This is a genomic window from Pseudomonas sp. HMSC066A08 (genome assembly GCF_001813025.1).
GTDB classification, from domain to species: Bacteria; Pseudomonadota; Gammaproteobacteria; order Pseudomonadales; family Pseudomonadaceae; genus Pseudomonas; species Pseudomonas aeruginosa.
In genome coordinates, this window is sequence record NZ_KV811281.1 from 213,870 (window position 1) to 234,116 (window position 20,247).

Consider the following 20,247-nt stretch of genomic DNA (forward strand, 5'->3'; position numbering starts at 1 on the left):
GGAGCATGATGCGCGCATCCATCGTACTTTGCGTCTTCTCCCTGGCGTTGCCGGCGTCTTCGCCGGGCTGGGCTTCCGGCGGGCGCTACCTGACCTGGGTGGACGACAATGGCGGGGTGCACAACACCTTCGTCGACGGCCAGTTCGACCGCCAGCAGCGCCAGGCGCGGCAGCGCATCGGCCAGAGCGACCAGGCGCGGGTGCTGAACAATGCGGACAACGCCACGCAGTGGCCGGGGAACAAGAGCGGAGGGGAGAGCAAGCGTCGCTACTACACCTGGATCGATGCCAACGGCAACGTGCAGAACAGTTTCTATGCCGGCGCCCAGGTCGCCGGCCAGCGCGCCGACTATGTCCTGCCCAACGGCGAGCACTCCGCCGAATACATCGATGCCGAGGCTTTCGAGGGCAAGGGTTTCGTTCGCAGCGAGAACGGCAGTCCCTACTACACCTGGGTGGACGAGAAGGGCCGCATGCACAACTCGCAGATCCCGCCCGAGGAGCGTGCGGCGCGCTTCAAGCGGGAGGCCGCGCCTTCGTCGCAGATCGCCTTCACCGAGGGCCGGCAGATCGAGTTCAAGCAGCGTCCGGCGGCGTTGCCCGGCCTGGATGGCGCTGGCCAGCAGAGCGATGCGCTGAAGGCTTTGCTCAAGGGCACCGAGATGACCATCGACGATCTCTACCAGGACCTGCAACGGCGCTGCTGCGAGCAGATCGCCGAGAGCGACTTCACCGAGCTGGATGCCGACGAACCGCGCTACGAGGAGTTGAACCGCTTCTCGCCGAGCTTCGACTTTCCCATGGGCAGGAGCTTCTACGCGGCGATCCGGCTGCCGCGCTCCCAGGGGGTCTACGGCCTGCGCATCCGCAGTTTCGCCAACCGCCAGGTGGTCTACCCGTCGCTGCTGTTCCTCGACGAGCACAAGCGGCCGACCCGGCTGGTAAGCGACGCGGTGTACAAGCTGAACCCGGAAACCTGGTATCGCTACGCTTTCATCGAGGGTACGGTACCGGTGCGGGCCAATCGCGGCGAGCGCTACGTGCTGCTGCTGACCACCGACGAGGACCGCTCGCTGCAAACCCTCGACAACAAGCCGTTCAAGCGTCCGCTACAGGACCTGGCGGTGAACGAGGCGGGTATGCAGGTGCATGAGCACGCCCGGCAGGGCGGCTTCGAGCTGGCCGTGGTGCGTTGAAATCCGAGGCATGAAAAAGCCCGGCCGGAGCCGGGCTTCTTCATACCGGAAGCACGTCAGCCCTGTTGCTGCTGGACGTGGCCGAACAGCTGCTGGGAGAAGCGTACGCGCTCTTCCGCGGACTCTTCGATGCCTTTCGCCTTGAGTTCTTCCAGTCGCGCCTCGACGGCGTGGCAGCGGTGCACCAGGCCGCTGTCGTTGGCGATCTGGATGTTCAGGCCCGGGCGGGCGTTGAGTTCGAGGATCAGCGGGCCTTTCTCCTGGTCGAGAACCATGTCCACGCCGATGTAGCCGAGGCCCGACAACTCGTAGCAACCGGCCGCCAGCTTCATGAAACCGTCCCAGTTCGGCAGTTGCACGCCGTCCACCGCGTTGGTGGTGTCCGGATGCTTGGCGATCTTGTTGTTCAGCCAGGTGCCGCGCAGGGTGACGCCGGTGGCCAGGTCGACGCCCACGCCGATAGCGCCCTGGTGCAGGTTGGCCTTGCCGCCCGACTGCCGGGTCGGCAGGCGCAGCATGGCCATCACCGGGTAGCCCATCAGCACGATGATGCGGATGTCCGGCACACCTTCGTAGCTGATGCTCTTGAAGATCTGGTCGGGGGTCACCCGGTACTCGATCAGTACGCGGTCGCGATGGCCGCCGAGGGAGTAGAGGCCGGAGAGGATGCTCGAGATGTGGTGCTCGATCTCCTCATGGCTGACGATCTTCCCCGACACGGTCTTGTAGCGGCCCTCGAAGCGGTCGGCGATCACCATGATGCCGTCGCCGCCGGCGCCCTGTGCCGGCTTGATGACGAAATCGTTGTGCTCGCCGATGATCTCGTTGAGCTTGTCGATGCCTTTCTCGGTCTCGATGATGCCGTACATCTCCGGCACGTGGATGCCGGCCTCGAGCGCGCGTTCCTTGGTGATGATCTTGTCGTCCACCACCGGATACAGGTGCCGCTTGTTGTACTTCAGGACGTAATCGGCATTGCGTCGGTTGATGCCCATCACGCCTTTCGCGGTCAGGTCTTTCCAGGTCTTCCAGATCGACATGGTTCAGTCCTTGAGCAGGGCCTTGAAGCGGAACAGCTCGGTCAGGCGGTAGCCGCGGTAACGGCCCATGGCGAGCATGAAGGCGACCAGGATCAGCAGCACGGCCGGGAAGGTGAAGATGAAGTACACCAGTTCCGGGATGCGCATGAGGATGTGCGCCAGCGATGCCGCGAAGAGGGTGCCGATGGCCACCTTCATCGCATGGCCGCCGCCGCGCTCTTCCCAGGTGATCGACAGGCGTTCGATGGTCATGGTCAGGATCACCATCGGGAACAGGGCGATCGACAGGCCGCTCTCGAAGCCGAGCTTGTGGCTGAACAGGCTGATCACCGCGATCATCACCACCACGAAGGTCAGCACCACCGAGAGGCGCGGCAGCATCTGCAGCTTCAGGTGCTCGAGATAGGAGCGCAGCGACAGGCCCAGGGCGGTGATCACGGTGAACAGGGCGATACCCCATTGCAGGCCGGTCTCGCGGAAGGCCAGGGCAATCAGCACCGGAGTGAAGGTGCCGAGGGTCTGCAGGCCGATCAGGTTGCGCAGGATCAGGATCACCAGCACGCCGATCGGGATCATGATCATGATCTGGAAGGTCTGCTGGGTGGACAGCGGCAGGCCGTACAGGGAGTACTCGAGGAAGGCCGCCTCGGTGTTCTCGTCGGACAGCTTGGCCAGGCGGATGGCGTTCATCTCGCTGCTGTTCAGGCTGAAGCTGACCTGGGCCTTCTTGCCGCCGTCGATAGTCATCAGCGGCTCATCGCCAAGCCACCAGATCAGGCGATCGGAGGGCAGGCCCTGTTCGCCGGTGACCACGTTGAAATACAGCCAGTTCTCGCCGTTGAAGCTACGCAGCCACAGCTCCGGGCTCTGTTGCAGGTCGGCGACCAGGCGGATGGTATGGACCCGCTCCATCGGCACGTGGGCGATGGACAGCAGGGTCTCGACGATATGCGCTTTCTTTTCCAGGCTGGTGTCACCGGCCATCAGCAGCCTGACGTTGTCGTCGTTGCCGTTGTTGGCGCGCTTGATGGCTTCGCTGACGAAGGTCTCGACGTCGGCCGAGTGCTGGCGAATGGGGGCCAGCAGGGCTTCTGCGGCGATCTTCTCCGGACCTTCAAGGGGCAGGCTGTCGCGGAAGATCGGGCCTTTCTCCTTGGTCTTCTCGCCGGTGTAGCGCTTGGTCAGCACCAGGCGGTAGTACAGGGTCTGTTTGCCGTTGGCGCGGCGGGCGGACCAGGTCACCTTGCGATTGCCGTCGGCGCGATTGATGCTGACGCCGTAATTGTTGGAGACGAAGCTTTCGTTGAGGCTGACGTAGTCCTGGCTCAACGGCGGAACGAACATCTGCACCTTGACCGGGGTTTTCGGCGTGGCGACGAAATCGACCTTGGCATCGATGTTCCAGAGGTCATCGGTTTCGGCTTCGGTAACGGGAATACCCTGGACGAAAATCTGATAGGCGGTGATCGCCACACCCAGGGTCAGCAGGATGGCGATCAGGACTTTCAGATGCAGGTTGAGAGAGCGCATGTCGTTTACTCAGCAGGTTTTGCATCAGGTTTGCAGCCGGGTTTCCCGGCCGAGTATTTCAAACTCGGATCGACCAGTGCGTCGAATTTCTTCAAGGCCTCCGAGCCGATCAAAAGCGGGTATTGGAATGCACTTCGGTCGGTCAGGTTCACTTCGATGGTGCGAATCGCCTTGCCCATGCAGATCTGCAGCTCGATCACCGGACGGGCGGTATAGGCCTTGCCCTCGTCGGGGTTGAAGTCGCCGTGGCGACGCTTGATCTTGCTGATCCGCGCCAGGGGCTTCTCGATCGGGGTGTCGTCGGCGTTGTCGGTGGCCAGGTAGAAGCGCACCCAGGTTTCGCCGTCGCGCTTGAAGCGCTTGATGTCGCGGGCGCTGAGGGAGGCGGTCTTGGCGCCGGTGTCGAGCTTGGCGGCCAACTGGATGTCCGGGTCGTTGATGCGCGCGTATTCGTTCAGGCCGTAGACCGTCTTTTCGGCGGCTACGCTCAGGCCTGGTACGGCGATGAATAGGCAGAACAGGGGAGCTAAGGGCTTGAGTTTCATAAGTCCTGGTTGGTGTCGCGTTCGGCGGGTCGATCTTGCGATCGCTGTCCAGTCCGTGACGGAAAACCCTGCGTCATCGACCTGCGCTCGGCAGGCCGGGCATGCCGGGCGCCCCGCCAGGCGCATGCGGGCCGCATTCTATCACGCGGTTTTTCGGCAGCGACAGCCGCTTATACCACTTGGTCGGGGTTTTGCCCCTGGGATGAAACGAAATTCCATCCAGGGGCTCGAAGCGTTACCGGAAGCGGGCAACGGACCTCGGCGGTGCCGAGCTGCTGGCCCCGGAGCGGTTATTTGAAGCGCCGTTCCACGCCTTTTTCGACGAGGATCTTTGCGGAAATCTCCTCCACCGAGAAATGCGTGGAGTTGATGTAGGCGATGTTTTCGCGGCGGAACAGGCTTTCGACCTCGCGTACCTCGAATTCGCACTGGGCGAAGCTGGCGTAGCGACTGTTGGGCTTGCGCTCGTTGCGGATCGCGGTGAGGCGATCGGGGTCGATGGTCAGGCCGAACAGCTTGTGCTTGTACTGCTTGAGGGCGTTCGGCAGTTGCAGGCGCTCCATGTCCTCTTCCGTCAACGGGTAGTTGGCGGCGCGGATGCCATACTGCAGGGCCATGTACAGGCAGGTGGGCGTCTTGCCGCAGCGCGAGACGCCGACCAGGATCAGGTCGGCTTTGTCGTAGTAGTGGGTGCGGGCGCCGTCGTCGTTGTCGAGGGCGAAGTTCACCGCCTCGATGCGATCCATGTAGTTGGAGTTGTGGCCGATGGAGTGGGACTTGCCGACCGAATAGGACGAGTCGGCCGAAAGCTCCTGTTCCAGAGGCGAAAGAAAGGTGGCGAAGATATCGATCATGAAACCGTTGGATTGCGCCAGGACCGCCCGGATGTCGCGGTTCACGATGGTATCGAAGATGATCGGGCGGGCCCCGTCCGACTCGGCAGCATTATTGATTTGCTGTACCATGGCGCGCGCTTTTTCTTCGGTATCGATGTACGGTCTCGTCAGTTTGACGAAGCTGATGTTCTCGAACTGTGCCAGAAGGCTTTGGCCCAGGGTTTCGGCGGTGATACCGGTGCCGTCCGAGATGAAGAATGCGGTTCGTTTCATTTGCACCGAAAGCCTTAAGGTAGGAACGATTCTTGGCTATGATAGGCCGCGCGTTGTCAGAGGCCTTTCTGTCGCAGCATTGTCACTTATTTCTAAGGGCCAGGCCAGAATCCAGCGGAGCTGCTCCTGGCCCCGCTTGAGCTTTTCCAATTCAATAGTGGAGAGATCACCTTGGTAGAGTACGTAGTTTCCCTCGATAAGCTCGGCGTCCATGATGTAGAGCATGTGGGGGGCAAGAACGCATCCCTCGGCGAGATGATCAGCAACCTGGCCGGTGCCGGCGTTTCCGTACCCGGCGGATTTGCCACCACCGCCCAGGCCTACCGTGACTTCCTCGAGCAGAGTGGCCTCAACGACCGCATCCACGCGGCCCTGGACGCCCTGGACGTCGACGACGTCAACGCCCTGGCCAAGACCGGCGCGCAGATCCGCCAGTGGGTGATGGAAGCCGAGTTCCCGGCCCGTCTCGACAGCGAGATCCGCCAGGCCTTCGCCGCCCTGGCCAACGGCAACGACAACCTCGCCGTGGCGGTGCGTTCCTCCGCTACCGCCGAAGACCTTCCGGACGCCTCGTTCGCCGGCCAGCAGGAAACCTTCCTCAACATCCGCGGCGTGGACAATGTGATCCGCGCAGCAAAAGAAGTCTTCGCCTCCCTGTTCAACGACCGCGCCATCGCCTACCGCGTGCACCAGGGCTTCGACCACAAGCTGGTCGCCTTGTCCGCCGGCGTGCAGCGCATGGTCCGCTCGGAAACCGGCACCGCCGGGGTGATGTTCACCCTGGACACCGAATCCGGCTTCCGCGACGTGGTCTTCATCACCGGCGCCTATGGCTTGGGCGAGACCGTGGTCCAGGGCGCGGTTAACCCCGACGAGTTCTACGTCCACAAGCCGACCCTGGAAGCCGGGCGTCCGGCCATCCTGCGCCGCAACCTGGGTAGCAAGGCGATCAAGATGATCTACGGCGACGAAGCCAAGGCCGGTCGCTCGGTCAAGGTGGTGGATGTCGATCGCGCCGATCGTGCCCGCTTCGCCCTGAGCGACGCCGAGGTCACCGAGCTGGCCAAGCAGGCCATGATCATCGAGAAGCACTATGGCCGCCCGATGGACATCGAGTGGGCCAAGGACGGTGACGACGGCAAGCTGTACATCGTCCAGGCGCGTCCGGAAACCGTGAAGAGCCGCGCCAGCGCCACGGTCATGGAGCGCTATTTGCTGAAAGAGAAGGGGACCGTCCTGGTGGAAGGGCGTGCCATCGGCCAGCGCATCGGTGCCGGTCAGGTCAAGGTGATCAACGACGTGTCGGAAATGGACAAGGTCCAACCGGGTGACGTACTGGTCTCCGACATGACCGACCCGGACTGGGAGCCGGTGATGAAGCGCGCCAGCGCCATCGTCACCAACCGCGGCGGGCGTACCTGCCACGCGGCGATCATCGCTCGCGAACTGGGCATCCCGGCGGTGGTCGGTTGCGGCAACGCCACCCAGATCCTGCAGGATGGCCAGGGGGTGACCGTTTCCTGTGCCGAAGGCGATACCGGCTTCATCTTCGAAGGCGAACTCGGTTTCGATGTGCGCAAGAACTCGGTCGATGCCATGCCCGACCTTCCGTTCAAGATCATGATGAACGTCGGCAATCCCGATCGCGCTTTCGATTTCGCCCAGTTGCCGAACGAAGGCGTGGGTCTGGCCCGCCTCGAATTCATCATCAACCGCATGATCGGCGTGCACCCCAAGGCGTTGCTGAACTTCGCCGGCCTGCCGGCGGACATCAAGGAAAGCGTGGAGAAGCGCATCGCCGGCTATCCCGATCCGGTCGGCTTCTACGTCGAGAAGCTGGTGGAGGGCATCAGCACCCTGGCCGCGGCGTTCTGGCCGAAGAAGGTCATCGTGCGCCTGTCCGACTTCAAGTCCAATGAATACGCCAACCTGATCGGCGGCAAGCTCTACGAGCCGGAAGAAGAGAACCCGATGCTCGGCTTCCGTGGCGCCTCGCGCTACATCAGCGAGTCGTTCCGCGACTGCTTCGAGCTGGAGTGTCGTGCGCTGAAGAAGGTCCGCAACGAAATGGGCCTGACCAACGTCGAGATCATGGTGCCCTTCGTGCGCACCCTGGGCGAGGCGAGCCAGGTGGTCGAGCTGCTGGCCGGGAACGGCCTGAAGCGCGGCGAGAACGGCCTGAAGGTCATCATGATGTGCGAACTGCCGTCGAACGCCCTGCTGGCCGACGAGTTCCTCGAGTTCTTCGATGGCTTCTCCATCGGTTCCAACGACCTGACCCAGCTGACCCTGGGCCTGGATCGCGATTCCGGCATCGTTGCCCACCTGTTCGACGAGCGCAATCCAGCGGTGAAGAAGCTGCTGGCCAACGCCATCGCTGCCTGCAACAAGGCCGGCAAGTACATCGGCATCTGCGGCCAGGGTCCGTCGGACCATCCGGATCTGGCCCGCTGGCTGATGGAGCAGGGCATCGAGAGCGTCTCGCTGAACCCCGACTCGGTGCTGGATACCTGGTTCTTCCTCGCCGAGGGGCAAGACCAGGCCTGATCGGTCCTCGCTGTATCCGGAAAGGGCGGGTAACACCGCCCTTTTTCGTGCCTCCTGTACAAGACAAGCATGCAAAGCAGTAGTCGCCTCTTTCCTGTCGCCCTGGTCAGCGCCGAGTTGCGCGCCGACCTCACCGAAGACATCTACCGCCTGAAGCCCGGCAACAGCCCCGATGTCAGCGTCGAGCTGGTCGTGACCCGGCTCGGACAGCAGGCCGCCGGCGAGCGGCGCGGGCCGCCTGTGCTCCTCCTGCACGGGAGTTTTTCCAACCGCCGCTTCTGGTACTCCCCGCGTGCGCTCGGACTAGGCCCTTACCTGGCGCGGGCGGGGTTCGATGTCTGGCTGCCGGAGATGCGCGGCCATGGCCTGTCGATTCGCAACGATGGTTACCGGGACAACCGGGTCGCCGACTACGCGCGCTACGACCTGCCGGCGCTGGCCTCCTTCATCCACGAGCAGTGCGGGCACCCGGCGCACTGGATTGGCCACTCCCTCGGTGGGGTGGTGCTGGCGGCGGGACTGGGCGGAGGCTATCTGGACCAGGCACGGATCGCTTCCGTGGCGTTGTTCGGTAGCCAGGTCAGCACCGCACACTGGCTGTTCAGGTTGCCCATGGCAGGCATGCTCGCGCGCCTGCTGCTGCGCCGCGTCGACGCGCTATCCGGGAGCCGTTGGCGGCAGGGGCCGGAAGACGAGCCGGTCGGCCTGGCGCTGGAGGTCCTGCGCTGGCATGGGCTGTTCGGCCGCTTCGGCGAGCCGGGCAACGACTGGTGGAAGGGGCTCGCCGCGGTCGACGTGCCGCTATTGGCGGTCGCCGGGGCTGGGGACCGGCAGGACCCGTCCTGGGCCTGTCGCAAGTTGTTCGAGCAGTTCGCCTCGTCCGAGCGCGAATACCTGTTGCTCGGACGCGAGGCTGGCTATGCCGAGGACTACGGGCATATCGAGATGCTGATCGGCAAGGCGGCCCAGCTAGAGGTCTGGCCCTTGGTGGAGCGCTGGCTGCGCCAGCGATCGCCGGTGCGCGACGAATCCGCGTGGAGCGAGGCGCTAGACGTATCGGAAGCCGGAATCAGCGGCTAACATGTGACGCAAATGGCGGCTCCGGTCACACCGGCGCCGCCGGGGCGGGCGGCCGATGTTCCTCCGGAGCTGCCCGAGCCGATCCCTTCACCCACAGGAGCTTCCCATGCATTACGTCACTCCCGATCTGTGCGATGCCTATCCTGAGCTGGTCCAGGTCGTCGAACCCATGTTCAGCAACTTCGGCGGCCGCGACTCCTTCGGCGGCGAGATCGTCACCATCAAGTGCTTCGAAGACAACTCGCTGGTCAAGGAGCAGGTCGACAAGGACGGCAAGGGCAAGGTCCTGGTCGTCGATGGCGGTGGTTCGCTGCGCCGCGCCCTGCTGGGCGACATGCTGGCCGAGAAAGCGGTGAAGAACGGCTGGGAAGGGATCGTCGTGTATGGCTGCATCCGTGACGTCGACGTGATCGCCCAGACCGACCTCGGCGTCCAGGCCCTGGCCAGTCATCCGCTGAAGACCGACAAGCGCGGCATCGGCGATCTGAACGTCGCCGTGACCTTCGGCGGCGTCACCTTCCGCCCCGGCGAGTTCGTGTATGCCGACAACAACGGCATCATCGTTTCTCCGCAGGCCTTGAAGATGCCCGAATAGGGCTTTTTAACAGCCGTTCCGGCCCCGGTGACGCAGGCAGCGTCCCGGGGCTTTTTGCTGGAATGAACCCGGGGTGCGCATACGGGTCTCAGGACTGGCTTTAAGGTTGTGCTGCAAGTCCATGAATTGACTGGTGCCGGACTTGTGTTTTTACTGTCGAAATGGTCGTTTTACCAAGGGAAGCGCAATGCAAGCGTACGAGTCGGGTGACGAGCGCGGCCTGATCTATGGCTACGTCCTCAACGGGCGCGGCGGCGGACGCCGTGTCGGACGCAACCAGATAGCGGTGCTCGACCTGCTGCCGGAAGAGAGCCTTTGGCTGCACTGGGATCGCGGCGTGCCGGAAGCACAGGCCTGGCTGCGGGATTCCGCGGGGCTCAGCGAGTTCGCCTGCGATCTGCTGCTGGAGGAGGCGACCCGCCCCCGTTTGCTCGATCTCGGGGCCGAAAGCCTGCTGGTGTTCCTCCGTGGAGTGAACCTGAATCCGGGCGCGGAGCCGGAAGACATGGTTTCGCTGCGGGTATTCGCCGACGCGCGCCGGGTGATCTCGCTGCGTTTGCGGCCGCTGAAGGCGGTGGCCGATCTGCTCGAGGACCTGGAGGCGGGGAAAGGGCCGAAGACGGCATCCGAGGTCGTGTATTACCTCGCGCACTACCTGACCGATCGCGTCGATACGCTGATCAGCGGGATAGCCGACCAGCTCGATGCTGTCGAGGAGCTGGTCGAGGCGGACGAGCGCGCCAGTCCCGACCAGCACCAGTTGCGTACCTTGCGCCGCCGGTCGGCGGGGTTGCGGCGCTACCTGGCGCCGCAGCGGGACATCTACTCGCAACTGGCGCGCTACAAGCTGTCCTGGTTCGTCGAGGACGACGCCGATTACTGGAACGAGCTGAACAACCGGCTGACGCGGAATCTCGAAGAGCTCGAGTTGATACGAGAGCGCATCAGCGTCCTGCAGGAAGCCGAGTCGCGGCGAATCACCGAACGGATGAACCGCACCATGTATCTCCTTGGTATAATCACCGGCTTTTTCCTGCCGATGAGCTTCGTCACCGGTCTGCTGGGAATCAATGTCGGCGGCATTCCGGGGGCGGATGCACCGCATGGGTTCTGGCTGGCCTGCCTGCTGATCGGCGGGGTCGCCACGTTCCAGTGGTGGGTATTTCGTCGGCTGCGCTGGCTCTGACGTGACCTGGGGTGAGGAGAGAGCGTCACTCCCTTGTACAGACATGAGGTGCGCATGCACGATCCGTTCGAAGAGTCCCTGCGGGACCTGCTCAAGGCCTCGGCTCCCCAGCCGGACGACGACGCGCGTCTGGGACGGGTGCTGAAGACGGCCAATCGCCAGGTCGGCGCCGGTGACCTGTTCAGCCTCATGGGGCACTGGCTGCAGGCGCTGATGATCGGCATCAACAACGGTTCGCCGCATCTGGCGCCGGTTTCCCGTATTTCCGCGAAAAACGCCTCTTCTGCTGACAAGGCTGAGTGAACATGCAATTCGATATCTGGACCCAGAGCTTGCTGACCGCGATGAACACCCTGTGGGGCAAGCTGGCAGGCTTCATCCCCAACCTGCTCGGCGCCCTGGTGGTCGTTCTGCTCGGCTTCGTCATCGCCAAGCTGCTCGATGCGCTGCTTTCCAAGCTGCTGGCCAAGCTGGGCCTGGACCGGCTGATGGGTGGCACCGGCCTGACCAAGCTGCTGGCCCGGGTCGGCATCCAGGTTCCGGTCTCGACGCTGGTCGGCAAGATCGTCTACTGGTTCGTGCTGCTCGTCTTCCTCGTATCCGCCGCCGAGTCGCTCGGCCTGCAGCGGGTATCCGCCACGCTGGACGTCCTCGCCCTGTACCTGCCCAAGGTGTTCGGCGCGGCCCTGGTGCTGATCGTCGGCGTGCTCCTGGCGCAACTGGTGAACAGCGTCGTGCGCGGCGCGGCGGACGGCGTCGGCCTCGAATACGCGAACGGCCTGGGGCGGATCGCCCAGTGGCTGGTCATCATCATCAGCATCTCGGTGGCGGTGGGGCAGCTCGAGGTCAAGACCGACCTGCTCAACTACATCATCGCCATCGTCCTGATCACCGTCGGCCTGGCCGCTGCGCTGGCCCTGGGCCTGGGCAGCCGCGAGGTCGCCGGGCAGATCATTGCAGGAATCTACGTCCGCGAGCTGTATCAGGTCGGACAACAGGTGAAAGTGGGTGACGTTGAAGGCACTATTGAAGAGATAGGTACGGTCAAGACCATCCTGCTGACGGAAGAGGGAGAGCTTGTGTCGCTGGCCAACCGTCTACTGCTCGATCAGCGAGTTACCAGCCGCTGATCCGGGAGAGATAATGGACGTGGCTGCTCTGCAGGGCGGCCCGGCTTACGATATGACTGGCCTGATCTCACTTGAATAAGCCTCACCCCCTGTCACAGCGGTATGACCCACGCCAGCTTTCCGATGAAGAGCTGGTCGAGCGTGCGCACTCGGAGCTGTTCCACGTGACGCGCGCCTATGAAGAATTGATGCGGCGTTACCAGCGCACGCTGTTCAACGTCTGTGCCCGCTACCTGGGCAACGACCGCGACGCGGACGACGTGTGCCAGGAGGTGATGCTGAAAGTTTTGTACGGGTTGAAGAACTTTGAGGGCAAGTCGAAGTTCAAAACGTGGCTATATAGCATCACGTACAACGAGTGCATCACGCAGTACCGCAAGGAGCGCCGCAAGCGCCGATTGATGGATGCGCTCAGCCTCGACCCGCTGGAGGAGGCTTCCGAGGAGAAGTCGCCGAAGGTTGAGGAGCGGGGCGGATTGGATCGTTGGCTCGTCCATGTCAATCCGATAGATCGGGAGATTCTGGTTCTTCGCTTCGTCGCGGAACTGGAGTTTCAGGAGATAGCGGATATCATGCACATGGGTCTGAGTGCGACGAAAATGCGCTACAAGCGGGCACTGGACCGCCTGCGCGAAAAGTTTTCAGATGCGACCGAAACATAGTTGGGTAAATATTGTCTCTCTATGCGGGAAGTTCTGATAAACTTGCCACCCAAGTTGTGCGGCTGATTGTTGGACAACTAACTGACCATCAAGATGGGGATTTAACGGATGAAACTGAAGAACACCTTAGGCGTTGTCATCGGCTCGCTGGTTGCCGCTTCGGCAATGAACGCCTTTGCCCAGGGCCAGAACTCGGTAGAGATCGAAGCCTTCGGCAAGCGCTACTTCACCGACAGCGTTCGCAACATGAAGAACGCGGACCTGTACGGCGGCTCGATCGGTTACTTCCTGACCGACGACGTCGAGCTGGCGCTGTCCTACGGTGAGTACCATGACGTTCGTGGCACCTACGAAACCGGCAACAAGAAGGTCCACGGCAACCTGGCCTCTCTGGACGCCATCTACCACTTCGGCACCCCGGGCGTAGGTCTGCGTCCGTACGTGTCGGCTGGTCTGGCTCACCAGAACATCACCAACATCAACAGCGACAGCCAAGGCCGTCAGCAGATGACCATGGCCAACATCGGCGCTGGTCTGAAGTACTACTTCACCGAGAACTTCTTCGCCAAGGCCAGCCTCGACGGCCAGTACGGTCTGGAGAAGCGTGACAACGGTCACCAGGGCGAGTGGATGGCTGGCCTGGGCGTCGGCTTCAACTTCGGTGGTTCGAAAGCCGCTCCGGCTCCGGAACCGGTTGCCGACGTTTGCTCTGACTCCGACAACGACGGCGTTTGCGACAACGTCGACAAGTGCCCGGATACCCCGGCCAACGTCACCGTTGACGCCAACGGCTGCCCGGCTGTCGCCGAAGTCGTACGCGTACAGCTGGACGTGAAGTTCGACTTCGACAAGTCCAAGGTCAAAGAGAACAGCTACGCTGACATCAAGAACCTGGCTGACTTCATGAAGCAGTACCCGTCCACTTCCACCACCGTTGAAGGTCACACCGACTCCGTCGGTACCGACGCTTACAACCAGAAGCTGTCCGAGCGTCGTGCCAACGCCGTTCGTGACGTACTGGTCAACGAGTACGGTGTAGAAGGTGGTCGCGTGAACGCTGTTGGTTACGGCGAGTCCCGCCCGGTTGCCGACAACGCTACCGCTGAAGGCCGCGCTATCAACCGTCGCGTTGAAGCCGAAGTAGAAGCTGAAGCCAAGTAATCGGCTGAGCCTCTAAGGAAAAACCCGGCCCAGGCCGGGTTTTTCTTTGCCTGGAAAAAGACCGCTCGTCAGGCGCTCAGGGAAATCGGTTGCGACACGATGTCGCGGGTTACTTCGCCGATCACCAGGATCGCCGGGCTTTTCAAGGCGAAACGTCCGGCGTCCCGCAGTAGCTCGCCGAGGTCGCTGCGGCATTCGCGCTGGTTGCCCAGGGTGGCGTTCTCGATCATCGCCAGCGGCGTATCCTCGGCCATGCCTCCAGCCAGCAGCCCGGCCTGGATCTCCGCGAGACGGGCGACACCCATGTAGACCACCAGCGTGGTACCGCTGCGTGCCAGGGCTTCCCAGGCCAGCGGGCTGTCGTCCTGGGTATGCGCGGTCACCAGGGTCACGCCGCGGCTGATGCCGCGGTAGGTCAGCGGTATGCCGCAGCCAGTGGCGCCAGCCAGCCCGGCGGTGATGCCGTTCACTATCTCGCTGTCTATCCCGTGCCGGGCCAGCCATTCGGCTTCTTCGCCGGCGCGGCCGAAGATGCATGGATCGCCGCCTTTCAGACGCACCACGCTGCGTCCCTGGCGGGCATGCCGCAGCATCAGGCGCTGGATGAAGTCCTGCGGTGTGGAGCGGCAGCCGCCGCGTTTACCGACCCGGACCAGCCGGGCGGACGGACAGTGCTCCAGTATGCTCGGGTTGACCAGATCGTCGACCATCACCACATCCGCGTCCTGCAGGGCGCGAACTGCCTTCAGGGTCAACAGTTCCGGATCGCCGGGACCCGCGCCCACCAGCCAGACCTTACCGCTCATCGTCGTTCTCCTCAGGCATTCGCCGGCATGGGCCGGGGGGCCGCCAGCAGTCTCTTGATTTCCGGTACGCAGGAGCCGCAGCCGGTGCCGCAGCCGAACTCGCGCTTCAATCCGTCCAGGTCCAATCCGCGGGCGATGCCGCCGAGCACCGTTTGCTGGCTGACATTCTGGCAACTGCACAGGGTCTTGCCGCCCGCACCCTGGCTGGGTCGTCCCGGTGCCGCGCCGAGTGGGGCGAGCAGCCAGCGGCGTAGCTCGCTATCGGCCCGGCCGGTAAGCCAGAGCTCTTTCAACCAGTCACGGCCGAGGGTTTCGCCGGCGAGCCGGACGGCGACGATGCGCCCGTTTTCGAGGCGCACGCGCTTGCCGATGGCGCGCCGTGGGTCGTCGTAGGCGAGGATCGGCCCGTCGAGCAATTCGAGTTGGCGATCTATCCGTTCCAGCAGGTCTGCGCCAGGTGCCTCATGGTGTGCGGCGCTGACCAGCAGGGCGGGGCGCTCGCGTCCGGCGAGACTGAAGCTGGCGTGGTCGAAGACTTCGCACAGTGCACGGAGGGCCTCGAAACGTGCCTGGATATCGGTTTCCACCAGCGCGAACAGGTGCCAGGGCAGTTCGACGGACTCGACCTGAGCCCCGGCGTGCTTGAGTTCGGGTTGTTTCGACAGGGGGTCGAGCGCCGGCAGGGTCAGGACATTGCAGCCCAGGCCCTTGAGGAAGCGATCGCCCCAGTGCATCGGCAGGAAGGCCTGGCCGGGGCGCACCGAGTCGTCTGCGCTCACCGGCAGGACCAGGGCGCCACGCCGGCTCTTCAGGCGCACGAGCTGCCCGTCCTGCAGTTGGCGGCGGCGCAGTTCCTCGGGATGCAGGTGCACCAGGGCCTCCTCTTCATGGCCGAACAGGCGTGCGCAGGTGCCGGTCCGGCTCATGCCGTGCCACTGGTCGCGCAAGCGTCCGGTATTGAGGGTCAGCGGGTAGCGCGCGTCGCGTTTTTCCTGGGCGGCGCGATAGGGTTCGGCGACCAGTTGCGCGCGTCCCGAGGCGGTAGGGAAGCGGCCGTCTGCATAGAGCCGTGCGGTGCCTTGCTCCGCGCCAGTGGGAAATGGCCATTGCTGCGGCCCCAGGCGGTCGAGCAGTGCGTAGCTGAGGCCGGAAAGATCGAGATCGCGCCCGGCGGTGAGCAGCTTGTATTCGTCGAACAGGCTGCGGCTGTCGGCAAAGGCAAACAGGCCAGGTTTAGCGGGTCGCAGATGCCCTTCCAGGCGGCGAGCGAAGTCGCAGACGATGTTCCAGTCCTGGCGCGCTTCCCCGGGAGGCGGAACGGCCCGACGGACATGACTGACCCGCCGTTCCGAATTGGTCACGGAGCCTTCCTTTTCTCCCCAGGATGCGGCTGGAAGCAAAAGGTCGGCGTATTGGCAGGTTTCCGTGCCGGCGAAGGCTTCCTGGACCACCACGAAGGGACAGCGGGCAAGGGCCTCGTGGATCTTGTGCTGGTCCGGCAGCGATTGCGCGGGGTTGGTACAGGCGATCCAGAGCGCCTTGATCCGGCCGTCGTGGACTGCATCGAACAGCTCGATGGCGCTGAGACCGGGGGACGTGGGCAACTGTTCCACACCCCAGTAGTGCGCCACTTCGGCGCGATGGCCGGGATCGGCGGCTTCGCGGTGGCCGGGCAACAGGTTGGCCAGGCTGCCGGTCTCGCGACCGCCCATGGCGTTCGGCTGGCCGGTGAGGGAAAACGGCCCACATCCGGCGCGGCCGATCTTGCCGGTGGCCAGGTGCAGGTTGATCAGCGCGCTGTTCTTGGCGCTGCCGGCGCTGGACTGGTTGAGCCCCATGCACCAGAGCGAAAGGAAGCGCGGCGAACGGCCGATCCATTCGGCGCAGCGCTGCAGGTCGGCGCGGTCGATGCCGCAGATGTCGGCGACGGCGGCCGGGGTGTAGTCGCGCACCAGTTCCTTCAGGTCGGCGAAACCCTCGGTATGCTCGGCGATGAACGAACGGTCGATCCAGTCCTCCCAGAGCAGGATATGCAGGATGCCGTGGAACAGTGCGACGTCGGTGCCGGGCAGCAGCGCCAGGTGCAGGTCGGCCAGCTCGCAGGTGTCGGTGCGCCGCGGGTCGATCACGACGATGCGCATCTCCGGCCGAGCGGCCTTGGTGGCTTCCAGGCGACGGAACAGGACCGGGTGGGCGAAGGCCATGTTGCTGCCGGCGATCAGCACGCAATCGGCGCAGTCGAGGTCTTCGTAGCTGCACGGCGGTGCGTCGGCGCCCAGGCTGCGCTTGTAGCCGACCACCGCCGAGGACATGCACAGGCGCGAATTGCTGTCGATGTTGTTGGTGCCGACCAAAGCCCGCGCCAGCTTGTTGAAGGCGTAGTAGTCCTCGGTCAGCAACTGGCCGGAGATATAGAAGGCCACGCTGTCCGGCCCGTGTTCGCGAATGGTCTCGGCGAAACGCCCGGCGGCATGTTCCAGGGCACTCCCCCAGTCGCTGCGAGCCCGCGCCAGTTGCTTGCCCAGGCGTAGTTGGGGGTACAGCGCGCGGGCCTGGAGGTCGCCGGTCAGGTGCAGGCTGGCGCCTTTGCTGCAGAGTCTGCCGAAGTTGGCCGGGTGCCGCGGATCGCCTTGCACGCCGAGGATGCGTTCGCCGTCGTGTTCGATCAGGACGCCACAACCCACGCCGCAATAGCAGCAGGTCGAAGCGGTGGTGCGCAGCGGGGAATCTGTCGACATGCTCGGCTCCTGTTATCGGCGAGAGATCAGGCGCACAGCGCCACGCTGTTCAGGCCGAGCAGCACCCGTCCGTTCTCCACCCGCACCGGGTGACGATGGGCGCAGCCCTGGTCCGGGGCCACGGCTTCGCCGCTCTCCAGTTCGATCTGCCAGTTGTGCAACGGACAGGCCACTCGCTTGCCGTAGATCAGGCCCTGGGATAGCGGGCCGCCCTTGTGCGGGCAGCGGTCATCGAGGGCGAAGACCTGGTCGTCGGCGGCGCGGAAGATGGCGATGTCGCCTTTCGGGCCGGCGACCACGCGCGAGCCCAGCGGGTTGATTTCATCGAGGGCGCAGATATCCAGCCAGTTCATCGGTTCACTCCGGTAGGGGGGAGGGCCGCCGTGGGACGGCCCGGACAAGGGATTCAGACGTTTTCCAGTTGCTTGAGCGGAATCCGTTCGAACTCCTTCTTCAATAGCGGCTGTTCGATGCGCTGCTTCCATGGGTCCTGCTCGAAGGACAGGGCGAATTGCAGACGCTCGTTGAGCGCCTTGCGGTTTTCCGCATCCTCGACCACCGCCTTGCGGATGTGCTCCATGCCGACCCGCTGCAGGTAATGCACCGTGCGCTCCAGGTAGAAGGCTTCCTCGCGGTAGAGCTGGAGGAAGGCGCCGTTGTATTCGCGCACCTCTTCGGCGGTCTTGAGCTTGACGAAGAACTCCGCGACCTCGGTCTTGATCCCGCCGTTGCCGCCGATGTACATCTCCCAGCCGGAGTCCACGCCGATGATGCCGACGTCCTTGATCCCGGCCTCGGCGCAATTGCGCGGGCAGCCGGAGACCGCCAGCTTGACCTTGTGCGGCGACCACATGTTGAACAGGTCGTGTTCCAGATCGATGCCCAGCTGCGTCGAGTTCTGCGTGCCGAAGCGGCAGAATTCGCTGCCGACGCAGGTCTTCACGGTGCGGATGGATTTGCCGTAGGCATGTCCGGAGGGCATGTCGAGGTCTTTCCAGATGGCCGGCAGGTCGTCCTTCTTCACCCCCAGCAGGTCGATGCGCTGGCCGCCGGTGACCTTGACCATAGGCACCTGGTACTTGTCGGCGACGTCGGCGATGCGCCGCAACTCGGCGGCGTTGGTCACGCCGCCCCACATCCGCGGTACCACCGAGTAGGTGCCGTCCTTCTGGATGTTGGCGTGGGCGCGTTCGTTGATCAGGCGCGACTGCGGATCGTCCTTGGCTTCTCCCGGCCAGGTCGAGATCAGGTAGTAGTTCAGGGCCGGGCGGCAGGTGGCACAGCCGTTCGGGGTCTTCCAGTCCATGAAGCGCATGGCGGCGTCGAGACTGGTCAGCCGGTGTTCGCGAATGGCCTTGCGGATCTGCCCGTGGTTGAGGTCGCTGCAGCCGCAGATGGCCTTCTCGCTCTTCGGCTTGACGTCGGCGGCGCCGCCGACGGTGCTGATCAGGATCTGTTCCACCAATCCCGCGCAGGAGCCGCAGGAGCTGGCGGCCTTGGTGTGCTTCTTGACTTCGTCGACGCTGAACAGGCCGTGTTCTTGTATGGCCTTGACGATGGTGCCCTTGCAGACGCCGTTGCAGCCGCATACTTCGGCTGTGTCGGGCATGCTCGCGGCACTGTTCTGGCCCTGGTGGCCGACATCGCCGAGGGCGTTCTCGCCGAACATCAGGTGGTCGCGGATCTGCGCGACGTTGTGGTTCTCGCGGATCTGCCGGAAGTACCAGCCGCCATCGGCGGTGTCGCCGTAGAGACAGGCGCCGACCAATACATCGTCCTTGATCACCAGCTTCTTGTAGACGCCGCCGATGGGGTCGGAAAGGGTGATGGTCTCGCTGCCTTCGCCGCCGATGAAGTCGCCGGCGGAGAACAGGTCGATACCGGTCACCTTGAGCTTGGTCGAGGTCACCGAGCCCAGGTAGCGGGCGTAGCCGAGATGAGCCAGGTGGTTGGCACAGACCTTGGCCTGCTCGAACAGCGGCGCAACCAGGCCGTAGGCGATGCCACGGTGGTTGGCGCATTCGCCGACCGCATAGATGCGTGGGTCGTAGGTCTGCAGGGTGTCGTTGACCAGGATGCCGCGGTTGCAGGGGATACCTGCGCTTTCGGCCAGCTCGGTATTGGGGCGGATGCCGGCGGCCATTACCACCAGGTCGGCGGGAATCACGTCGCCGTCGTTGAACTGCACGGCACAGACCCGGCCGCTGCCGTTGTCCATCAGTTCCTGGGTCTGGGTGTTCAGGCGGAAGCGGATGCCGCGGGCTTCCAGCGCGCCTTGCAGGAGTTTGCCGGCGGTGCGGTCCAGTTGGCGTTCCAGCAGCCAGTCGGAGAGGTGCACGACGGTCACGTCCATGCCGCGTTGCTTGAGGCCGTTGGCCGCCTCCAGGCCGAGCAGGCCGCCGCCGATCACCACCGCGTGGCTGTGGGTCCGGGCGCAGTCGATCATGGCCTGGGTGTCGGCGATGTCGCGGTAGCCGATCACGCCCTGCAGGCGATTGCCGGGTATCGGCAGGATGAAGGGGACCGAGCCGGTGGCCAGCAGCAGGCGGTCGTACTCGGCCTCGCTGCCGTCCGCGGCGACCACCCTGCGGCGAAGCCGGTCGATCTGCACCACCTTGCGGTCGAGGAGGAGCTTGATGCCGTTTTCCGCATACCAGTTGAGGTCGTTGAGGACGATTTCCTCGAAGGTCTGCTCGCCGGCCAGCACCGGGGACAGCAGGATGCGGTTGTAGTTGGGATGGGGCTCGGCGCCGAACACCGTGATGTCGTAGAAGTCCGAGTTGAGCTTGAGCAGTTCTTCCAGGGTACGGACCCCGGCCATGCCGTTGCCGACCATCACCAGCTTGATCTTCTTCATGCGGAGGAGCTCCTGCATAAGGTTGGCGCAAACAAAAAAGGCGTCCCGCTGTTGCCAGCAGGACG

At 63.9% G+C, this 20,247-nt stretch carries 17 protein-coding genes; 9 read left to right on the forward strand and 8 right to left on the reverse strand.

Features of this window, described 5'->3' with window-relative positions; translation table 11 throughout:
- Positions 1-8: 8 nt before the first annotated feature.
- Positions 9-1,196, forward strand: a complete 1,188-nt coding sequence (locus tag HMPREF2886_RS07875; protein ID WP_033972997.1) for a MalM family protein — start codon at positions 9-11, stop codon at positions 1,194-1,196.
- 56 nt (positions 1,197-1,252) lie between these two features.
- On the opposite strand, the gene HMPREF2886_RS07880 is transcribed toward HMPREF2886_RS07875, so the two are convergent.
- The 4 genes from HMPREF2886_RS07880 to HMPREF2886_RS07895 all read right to left on the reverse strand — a co-directional run bounded on the left by HMPREF2886_RS07880 (position 1,253) and on the right by HMPREF2886_RS07895 (position 5,420).
- The gene (locus HMPREF2886_RS07880; protein WP_003120311.1) at positions 1,253-2,236 is read right to left on the reverse strand and encodes an alpha-L-glutamate ligase-like protein; all 984 of its coding nucleotides are present in this window, start codon (positions 2,234-2,236) and stop codon (positions 1,253-1,255) included.
- 3 nt (positions 2,237-2,239) lie between these two features.
- Positions 2,240-3,766, reverse strand: a complete 1,527-nt coding sequence (locus HMPREF2886_RS07885; protein WP_033972999.1) for an osmotic stress tolerance membrane protein RloB — start codon at positions 3,764-3,766, stop codon at positions 2,240-2,242.
- 5 nt (positions 3,767-3,771) lie between these two features.
- Positions 3,772-4,311: a retropepsin-like aspartic peptidase RloA gene (locus HMPREF2886_RS07890; RefSeq protein WP_033973000.1), complete on the reverse strand. Its 540-nt coding sequence runs from the start codon at positions 4,309-4,311 to the stop codon at positions 3,772-3,774.
- 290 nt (positions 4,312-4,601) lie between these two features.
- The gene (locus HMPREF2886_RS07895; RefSeq protein ID WP_003087813.1) at positions 4,602-5,420 is read right to left on the reverse strand and encodes a posphoenolpyruvate synthetase regulatory kinase/phosphorylase PpsR; all 819 of its coding nucleotides are present in this window, start codon (positions 5,418-5,420) and stop codon (positions 4,602-4,604) included.
- 171 nt (positions 5,421-5,591) lie between these two features.
- Between HMPREF2886_RS07895 and ppsA the strand changes: the two genes are divergently transcribed.
- The 8 genes from ppsA to oprF all read left to right on the forward strand — a co-directional run bounded on the left by ppsA (position 5,592) and on the right by oprF (position 13,781).
- Positions 5,592-7,967, forward strand: coding sequence for a phosphoenolpyruvate synthase (gene ppsA / locus HMPREF2886_RS07905; protein WP_033973001.1), 2,376 nt, complete (start codon positions 5,592-5,594; stop codon positions 7,965-7,967).
- Positions 7,968-8,036: 69 nt separating this feature from the next.
- Positions 8,037-9,047, forward strand: coding sequence for an alpha/beta fold hydrolase (locus HMPREF2886_RS07910; protein ID WP_070747081.1), 1,011 nt, complete (start codon positions 8,037-8,039; stop codon positions 9,045-9,047).
- A gap of 106 nt (positions 9,048-9,153) precedes the next feature.
- Positions 9,154-9,642 (forward strand): ribonuclease E activity regulator RraA, encoded by a 489-nt coding sequence (gene rraA / locus HMPREF2886_RS07915; protein WP_033977273.1) that lies wholly within the window; start codon positions 9,154-9,156, stop codon positions 9,640-9,642.
- 187 nt (positions 9,643-9,829) lie between these two features.
- Positions 9,830-10,828, forward strand: a complete 999-nt coding sequence (locus tag HMPREF2886_RS07920) for a zinc transporter ZntB (RefSeq protein ID WP_003098062.1) — start codon at positions 9,830-9,832, stop codon at positions 10,826-10,828.
- Between the two features lie 48 nt (positions 10,829-10,876).
- The gene (locus HMPREF2886_RS07925) at positions 10,877-11,131 is read left to right on the forward strand and encodes a hypothetical protein (RefSeq protein ID WP_003120308.1); all 255 of its coding nucleotides are present in this window, start codon (positions 10,877-10,879) and stop codon (positions 11,129-11,131) included.
- 2 nt (positions 11,132-11,133) lie between these two features.
- Positions 11,134-11,958: a mechanosensitive ion channel family protein gene (locus HMPREF2886_RS07930; RefSeq protein WP_003087830.1), complete on the forward strand. Its 825-nt coding sequence runs from the start codon at positions 11,134-11,136 to the stop codon at positions 11,956-11,958.
- Between the two features lie 71 nt (positions 11,959-12,029).
- Positions 12,030-12,620 (forward strand): RNA polymerase sigma factor SigX, encoded by a 591-nt coding sequence (gene sigX / locus HMPREF2886_RS07935; RefSeq protein WP_003098059.1) that lies wholly within the window; start codon positions 12,030-12,032, stop codon positions 12,618-12,620.
- A 108-nt stretch (positions 12,621-12,728) separates the two neighbouring features.
- The gene (gene oprF, locus HMPREF2886_RS07940) at positions 12,729-13,781 is read left to right on the forward strand and encodes an outer membrane porin OprF (protein WP_033973003.1); all 1,053 of its coding nucleotides are present in this window, start codon (positions 12,729-12,731) and stop codon (positions 13,779-13,781) included.
- A 68-nt stretch (positions 13,782-13,849) separates the two neighbouring features.
- On the opposite strand, the gene cobA is transcribed toward oprF, so the two are convergent.
- From cobA to nirB, 4 genes are read right to left on the reverse strand one after another with little or no spacing between them, the layout of a single operon-like run.
- Positions 13,850-14,587 (reverse strand): uroporphyrinogen-III C-methyltransferase, encoded by a 738-nt coding sequence (gene cobA / locus HMPREF2886_RS07945; RefSeq protein ID WP_039027853.1) that lies wholly within the window; start codon positions 14,585-14,587, stop codon positions 13,850-13,852.
- Positions 14,588-14,598: 11 nt separating this feature from the next.
- Positions 14,599-17,325, reverse strand: a complete 2,727-nt coding sequence (locus HMPREF2886_RS07950) for a nitrate reductase (protein WP_033973005.1) — start codon at positions 17,323-17,325, stop codon at positions 14,599-14,601.
- A gap of 26 nt (positions 17,326-17,351) precedes the next feature.
- On the reverse strand, positions 17,352-17,678 hold the full coding sequence (gene nirD, locus HMPREF2886_RS07955) for a nitrite reductase small subunit NirD (protein ID WP_033977268.1): 327 nt from the start codon (positions 17,676-17,678) through the stop codon (positions 17,352-17,354).
- 53 nt (positions 17,679-17,731) lie between these two features.
- Positions 17,732-20,182 (reverse strand): nitrite reductase large subunit NirB, encoded by a 2,451-nt coding sequence (gene nirB / locus HMPREF2886_RS07960; protein ID WP_057388419.1) that lies wholly within the window; start codon positions 20,180-20,182, stop codon positions 17,732-17,734.
- Between the last annotated feature and the right edge of the window lie 65 nt (positions 20,183-20,247).